This window comes from Micromonospora sp. NPDC050200 (assembly GCF_040656135.1).
In the GTDB taxonomy this organism is placed as follows: domain Bacteria; phylum Actinomycetota; class Actinomycetes; order Mycobacteriales; family Micromonosporaceae; genus Micromonospora.
Window position 1 is genome coordinate 1 of sequence record NZ_JBFALG010000132.1, and the last position, 6,630, is coordinate 6,630.

General features: G+C 71.6%; 6 protein-coding genes and 1 pseudogene. All 7 read left to right on the forward strand.

The genetic code is table 11. From position 1 onward, the window contains the following. Positions 1-214 precede the first annotated feature (214 nt). Positions 215-838 (forward strand): hypothetical protein, encoded by a 624-nt coding sequence (locus AB0I41_RS34525; RefSeq protein ID WP_357115462.1) that lies wholly within the window; start codon positions 215-217, stop codon positions 836-838. A gap of 149 nt (positions 839-987) precedes the next feature. After that, a complete protein-coding gene (locus tag AB0I41_RS34530; RefSeq protein ID WP_357115447.1) occupies positions 988-1,452 on the forward strand; it encodes a DUF948 domain-containing protein in 465 nt (154 codons plus the stop codon). A 32-nt stretch (positions 1,453-1,484) separates the two neighbouring features. Beyond that, a complete protein-coding gene (locus AB0I41_RS34535; RefSeq protein ID WP_357115450.1) occupies positions 1,485-1,790 on the forward strand; it encodes a hypothetical protein in 306 nt (101 codons plus the stop codon). Further along, positions 1,787-4,465, forward strand: a complete 2,679-nt coding sequence (alaS, locus tag AB0I41_RS34540; protein WP_357115453.1) for an alanine--tRNA ligase — start codon at positions 1,787-1,789, stop codon at positions 4,463-4,465. Before AB0I41_RS34535 ends, alaS begins: the two co-directional genes overlap by 4 nt. Positions 4,466-4,537: 72 nt before the next feature. Beyond that, on the forward strand, positions 4,538-4,999 hold the full coding sequence (gene ruvX, locus AB0I41_RS34545; protein ID WP_357115456.1) for a Holliday junction resolvase RuvX: 462 nt from the start codon (positions 4,538-4,540) through the stop codon (positions 4,997-4,999). Then, positions 4,996-6,195, forward strand: coding sequence for an endolytic transglycosylase MltG (gene mltG / locus AB0I41_RS34550; protein WP_357115459.1), 1,200 nt, complete (start codon positions 4,996-4,998; stop codon positions 6,193-6,195). The genes ruvX and mltG overlap by 4 nt, the downstream gene beginning before the upstream one ends. 34 nt (positions 6,196-6,229) lie before the next feature. Next, positions 6,230-6,630, forward strand: a pseudogene (locus AB0I41_RS34555) (shikimate dehydrogenase); the annotation flags it as partial.

Sequence of the window (6,630 nt, forward strand, 5' to 3'; positions counted from 1 at the left end):
GCGGCAGCCCGGTCGGCCGGAGCCCGGCACCGGCTCCGTCCCGCCGCGGCCGGACCAGCCGGTGGGCGTCGCCCGTGCGGCGGCGGTCGTACCGCCGGCCGGGCCGCGGCCGGCGACGGAACCGGCCGGCGGCCCGCGCCGTCCCCCCGAGGACGAGCCCGCCGGGCCGGCCGCCGGTGAGCCGGGCGGCGCCCGCTCCGAGCTGCGCCGGCAGATGCGCGAGCGGCGCCGGCTCCGGCTGGGCATCCTGGTGCTGGTCAGCGTGGTGCTGCTCGGCGCGATCCCGCTCTACTTCGGCATCAGTACGCTCAGCCGCGATCCGGTCTTCGACACCCTCGACGAGCTGGACGTGCCCGGCTGGGCGGCGGTGCAGACGGTCGACAACGTCAGCGGCAGCCGTTGGTGCCTGCAGGACTGCCGGCTGCGGGAACGCAGCGTGTCCTCGGAGCGCGCGCCGGAGGAGACCGTCGGGGTGTACGAGGCGGCGCTGCGGAAGGACGGCTGGGAGCCGTGGCAGGTCAGCCGCTGCCCGGAGCAGAAGGAGAAGGGCAGCTACACCTGCTGGCGCCGCGACGAGCTCACCCTCGACCTGTGGGTGCGCGAACCGACCTGCGCGTCGCCGCCGGTCGGCCGGGAGCCGCCGGCTTCGCCGTCGACCGAGGCGTCGCCCGCAGCGGGGACGTGTGCCGGATCGTTGGTGTCGGTGAAGGTCCGCAACGCGATCGACGACGAGCGGACCCGGCCACAGCCGAGCACCGATCCGTCGCTCACCGGCGAGGATCCCTTCCCGACGTTCACCGAGGATCCGCTCGGGGAACCGACACCTTCACCGTCCTGAGCCGGTTTCCATCACGGACGGTAGGGTCTGGGGCTGGCGCGCCCGCCCGCTCCCGCTGACCCTTCATGGGGCGCGGAATGACGGTGTGCCCCCTGACGGTCGCGCGTTCCGGACGTCCGGTTCCGGAACTCTGCTTGAGGAGGACATGCGTGGATGGTGGACTACAGGTCGCTGCGCTGGTCGCGGCCGGCGCGTTCCTGATGCTGGTGCTCGTGCTGGCGGTGCCGATCCTGCGGCTGCGGCACACCGTGGACGCCACGACCCGGATGATCAACGACCTCAACGAGCAGACCACCCCGCTGCTGGGCGACGTGAACACCACCGTGAAGAACGTCAACACCGTCCTGGAGCAGGTGCAGACCTCGCTCGACGGGGTGAACCTCCAGCTCGCCAAGGTCGACACCATGACCAGCCACGCGCAGAGCGTCACCGCCAACGTGGCGAACCTGGCCACCGTCGTCTCCGCCGCCGCGGCCAACCCGCTGGTCAAGGTGGCCGCCTTCGGATACGGCGTGCGCCGGGCCGCCTCGGCCCGCCGGCACGCCGAGACCGAGCGTGAGGTGCGCGACACCATCAAGCAGCAGCGTCGCGCCGCGCGGCGCGGCGACCGCTGAGCCGTTCGGCGACGAGCGGGAGGGATGAGAGCATGAGGCGACTGTTCTGGCTGGGCATCGGCCTGGCCGTGGGCGTGGTGGTGGTCCGCAGGGCGACCCGCACCGCGCAGGCGTACACCCCGGCCGGGATCGCGAGCGGGCTGTCCGAATCCGCTGGCAGCCTGGTCGAGTCGCTGCGTAGCTTCGTCGAGGACGTACGGGTCGGGATGGCCGAGCGCGAGCAGGAGATCCACGAGGCGTTCGCCCGGGGCGAGACGTTCGACGACCAGTTCGCCGAGCTGCGGGAGGACCCGCGCATCGGCGACCGAGAGATGTTTCCGGAGGAACACCAGCGATGAAGACGGCGGAGATCAAGCGGCGGTACCTCGCCCACTTCGAGGCGAACGGACACGCCGTGGTGCCGTCCGCTCCGCTGCCCGCCATCAGCGACCCGAACCTGCTGTTCGTCAACGCCGGCATGGTGCAGTTCGTCCCCTACTTCCTCGGCCAGCAGACCCCGCCGTACCAGCGGGCGGTCAGCGTGCAGAAGTGCATCCGCACCCCGGACATCGACGAGGTCGGCAAGACCAGCCGGCACGGCACGTTCTTCCAGATGAACGGCAACTTCTCCTTCGGTGACTACTTCAAGGACGGAGCGATCCCGCTCGCCTGGGACCTGGTCACCAAGCCGGTCGCGGAGGGCGGCTACGGGCTGGACCCGGAGCGGGTCTGGCCGACCGTCTACCTCGACGACGACGAGGCGTTCCAGATCTGGCGCTCGGTGGGCGTGCCGGCCGAGCGGATCGTCCGGCGCGGCAAGGCCGACAACTTCTGGTCGATGGGCATCCCCGGCCCGTGCGGCCCCTGCTCGGAGCTGTTCTACGACCGCGGCCCGGAGTACGGCCGTGAGGGCGGCCCGGCGGTCGACGAGGACCGCTACATGGAGTTCTGGAACCTCGTCTTCATGCAGTACGAGCGGGGCCCGGGCACCGGTAAGGAGGACTTCCCGATCCTGGGTGACCTGCCGGCGAAGAACATCGACACCGGCATGGGCCTGGAGCGGATGGCCTCCATCCTGCAGGGCGTCGACAACCTCTACGAGATCGACGAGGTTCGGCCGATCCTGGACCGCGCGGCCGAGCTGACCGGCAAGCGGTACGGCGCCCGGTCCGGGCACGTGGCCAGCGAGTCGCACCCGGACGACGTGCGCCTGCGGGTGGTCGCCGACCACGTGCGGACCGCGCTGATGCTGATCGGCGACGGGGTCACCCCGAGCAACGAGGGGCGCGGCTACGTGCTGCGCCGCATCATGCGCCGGGCGATCCGGTCGGTGCGGCTGCTCGGCTGGCAGGACCGGGCGCTGCCCGAGCTGCTGCCGGTGGCCCGGGACTGCATGGCCCCGTCGTACCCGGAGCTGGCCGAGGAGTTCGACCGGATCTCCCAGTACGCGTACGCGGAGGAGGACGCCTTCCTCTCCACGCTGCGCGCCGGCACCACCATCCTGGACACCGCGATCGCCGAGACCAGGTCGGCCGGCCGGCCGGCGCTCTCCGGCGACAAGGCGTTCCAGCTGCACGACACCTACGGCTTCCCGATCGACCTCACCCTGGAGATCGCCGCCGAGCAGGGCCTGCAGGTGGACGCCGAGGGCTTCCGCCGGCTGATGGCCGACCAGCGCAACCGGGCCAAGGCCGACGCGCAGGCCCGCAAGACCGGGCACACCGACGTGTCGGCGTACCGGTCGGTGCTGGACGCGGGCGGGGCGGTCGAGTTCACCGGCTACACCGAGCTGAACCGGGAGTCCCGGGTCCGCGCACTGCTCTCCGGCGGCGCCGAGGTGGGCGCGGCGGTCGAGGGCGACACCGTCGAGCTGGTGCTCGACACCACCCCGTTCTACGCCGAGGGCGGTGGCCAGCAGCCCGACCAGGGCCTGATCACCGTCGGTGGCGGCCAGGTCGAGGTCTTCGACGTGCAGCAGCCGGTGCCGGGGCTGATCGTGCACCGGGCCAAGGTGCTGCGCGGCGAGGTGCGCGCCGGTGAGACCGGGTACGCGGAGATCGACGTGAGCCGGCGGCGGGCGATCTCCCGTTCGCACACCGCGACCCACCTGGTGCACCAGACCATGCGCAACTTCCTCGGCGAGTCGGCGACCCAGGCGGGTTCGCTGAACGCGCCGGGCCGGCTGCGGTTCGACTTCAACACCCCGACGGGGGTGGCGCCGAGCGTGCTGCACGACGTGGAGCAGCAGGTCAACGAGGTGCTCCTGGCGGACCTGGAGGTGCACGCCTTCATCACCAGCCAGGAGGAGGCGCGCCGGATCGGCGCGATGGCGCTCTTCGGCGAGAAGTACGGCGAGCGGGTCCGGGTCGTCGAGGTCGGCGACTACGCCCGGGAGCTGTGCGGCGGCACCCACGTGGCCCGCTCGGCCCAGCTCGGCCTGGTCAAGATCCTCTCCGAGGCGTCGGTCGGTTCCGGCGTGCGCCGGATCGAGGCGCTGGTCGGCATGGACGCGTTCGGCTTCCTGGCCCGGGAGCACCTGCTGGTCTCCCGACTGGCGGAGCTGTTCCGGGTGCCCGGCGACCAGGTCGCCGACCGGGTCGAGCAGACCGTGACGCAGCTGCGCGACGCCGAGAAGGAGTTGGAGAAGATCCGGGCCCAGCTGGTGCTGGGCGGGGCGGCGGCGCTCGCCGGGCAGGCGAAGGACGTCCGCGGGGTGGCGTACGTCGGCACCGAGGCGCCGGAGGGCGCGGCCGGCAACGACGTGCGGACCCTGGCCCAGGAGATTCGCGGCAAGATCGACCCGGCGCGGCCGGCGGTGGTCGCGGTGGCGGCCCGGGGAGGCGGCAAGGCGTCCCTGGTGGTGGCCGTGAACGCGGCGGCCCGGGGTCGCGGGCTGGCCGCCAACGACCTGGTCAAGGCGGCCTTCTCCGGCCGGGGTGGGGGCAGCCCGGACGTCGCCCAGGGTGGCGGACTGCCGGCGGCGGAAGCGCCGAACCTGCTGCTCACCGTCGAGAAGGCGATCGCCGAGGCGTGATCACGCACGATGGAGGCCAGGGCGGACCGACCCGGTCCGCCCTGGCCCGTCCCGTCCGGGGAGTGACCTGCCGTGGGTGAGTTGACCCGAGGTGTCCGGCTCGGGGTGGACGTCGGACAGGTCCGGGTCGGGGTGGCCCGGTCGGACCCGCACGGCGTGCTGGCCACCCCGCTGGTCACCCTCGCCCGGGACCTCACCGCGGCGCCCGACGCGGTGCCGACGGACATGACGCAGCTCGGGCAGCTGGTCGCCGAGCACGAGGCGGTGGAGGTCGTTCTCGGCCTTCCGGTCAATCTCGCCGGTAAGATCGGCCCGGCGGCGCGTCACGTGACGGCGTACGCGGACCGTTTGGCCGATGTAATAGCGCCGGTTCCGGTGACGCTCACCGACGAGAGGATGTCGACCGTCGTCGCGTCTCGTAGGCTGGCGGAGCGTGGCGTCCGGGGAAAGCGCCAACGCGCGGTGGTGGACCAGGCCGCCGCGGTCGAGATCCTGCAGAGCTGGCTGGAAGCGCAGCGGAGGCGGACGGAATGATCGACGATCTGGACCTCGGGTTCGACGAGCCGGAGAGGGGTGAGAAGGGCCGGCACCGACGCGGCTTCGTCGAGCGACGCGCCGGCAGGTCGGGCGGCGGTCGGGGCAAGACCATCTTCGCCCTGTTGATGGCGCTGGTCCTGTTGGGTGGCATCGGGGGCGGGGCCTTCTACGGCTTCGACCGGATCCAGAACTACTTCGTCACCCCCGACTACGACGGCGCCGGCAGCGGCGAGGCCATGGTCGAGGTGAAGCAGGGCGCCCTGATCGCCGACATCGGCGACACCCTGGTCACTGCGGATGTGGTGAAGAGCACCAAGGCCTTCATCGAGGCGGCCGAGGCGAACGCGCTAAGCAAGAACATCCAGCCGGGCCTGTACAAAGTGCGCAAGCAGATGAGCGCCGAGAAGGCGCTGGCCATGCTGCTCGACCGGAAGAACAAGGTCACCAACCAGGTGACCATCCCGGAGGGGCGCACCGCCAAGCAGACCTACAAGCTGCTCTCGGAGAAGACCAAGATCCCGGTCAAGGAGTTCGAGGCCGCCGCCAAGGACCCGGAGGCGCTCGGCGTGCCGGACTTCTGGTTCACCCGCAAGGACGGCAAGAAGGTCGTCAAGTCGATCGAGGGTTTCCTCTACCCGGACACCTACGAGATCGCGCCGAAGGCGACCGCCGAGAGCATCCTCAAGGACATGGTCGACAACTTCCTCACCGTTGCCGGAAAGATGAAGTTCCCCGAGACGGTCGAGGAAAAGCTGGGCGGTGTCACGCCGTACGAGGCGCTGATCGTCGCGTCGCTGGCCCAGGCCGAGGCGGGCAACAAGGACGACCTGGGCAAGGTCGCCCGGGTGGCCTACAACCGGGTGTACGGCGAGTTCCCGTGCAACTGCCTTGAGATGGACGTGACGGTCAACTACTACTTGGAGCTGACCGGCCAGAAAACCAAGACATCGGCCGAGATGAACCAGTCGGAGCTGCTGGACACCAAGAGCCCGTACAGCCGCAAGCTCAAGGGCCTGATTCCCACCCCGATCAACAACCCGGGCAAGGAGGCCATGGCGGGGGCGATGAGCCCGCCGCCGGGCAAGTGGCTCTACTTCGTGGCGATCGACAAGCAGGGCCACTCCGCGTTCGCCGAGACCTACGCCGACCAGCAGCGCAACGAGGACCGGGCCCGCAAGGCCGGCATCATCTGAGCGGGGCGGGGAAGTGACGGCGCACAGGGCCGCGGTGCTCGGCAAGCCGATCGCGCACTCCCTCTCGCCGGTGATCCACAACGCCGGTTACGCCGCCGCCGGGCTCGCCGGGTGGTCGTACACCCGGGTCGAGTGCGCGGCGGCGGAGCTGCCGGCCCTGGTCGCGGGCCTCGGCCCGGAGTGGGCCGGGTTGTCGGTGACCATGCCCGGCAAGGAGGCGGCGCTCGCGGTGGCCGACGAGGTTTCGCCGGTCGCCGCCGCCGTCGGCGCCGCCAACACGCTGGTACGCCGTCCCGACGGCTCCTGGTACGCCGACAACACCGACGTCACCGGCATGGTCGAGGTGCTGACCTCGGCCGGGGTGACCCCCGGCGGCACGGTGACCGTGCTCGGCGCCGGCGGCACGGCGCGCGCGGCGCTGGCCGCGGCGGCCCG

Bases quoted from the DNA above. Each gene is read 5' to 3' on its own strand.
- AB0I41_RS34535 (WP_357115450.1), top strand. From the start codon at position 1,485: ATGAGGCGACTGTTCTGGCTGGGCATCGGCCTGGCCGTGGGCGTGGTG.
- alaS (WP_357115453.1), top strand. From the start codon at position 1,787: ATGAAGACGGCGGAGATCAAGCGGCGGTACCTCGCCCACTTCGAGGCG.
- mltG (WP_357115459.1), top strand. From the start codon at position 4,996: ATGATCGACGATCTGGACCTCGGGTTCGACGAGCCGGAGAGGGGTGAG.
- AB0I41_RS34525 (WP_357115462.1), top strand. From the start codon at position 215: ATGCGCGAGCGGCGCCGGCTCCGGCTGGGCATCCTGGTGCTGGTCAGC.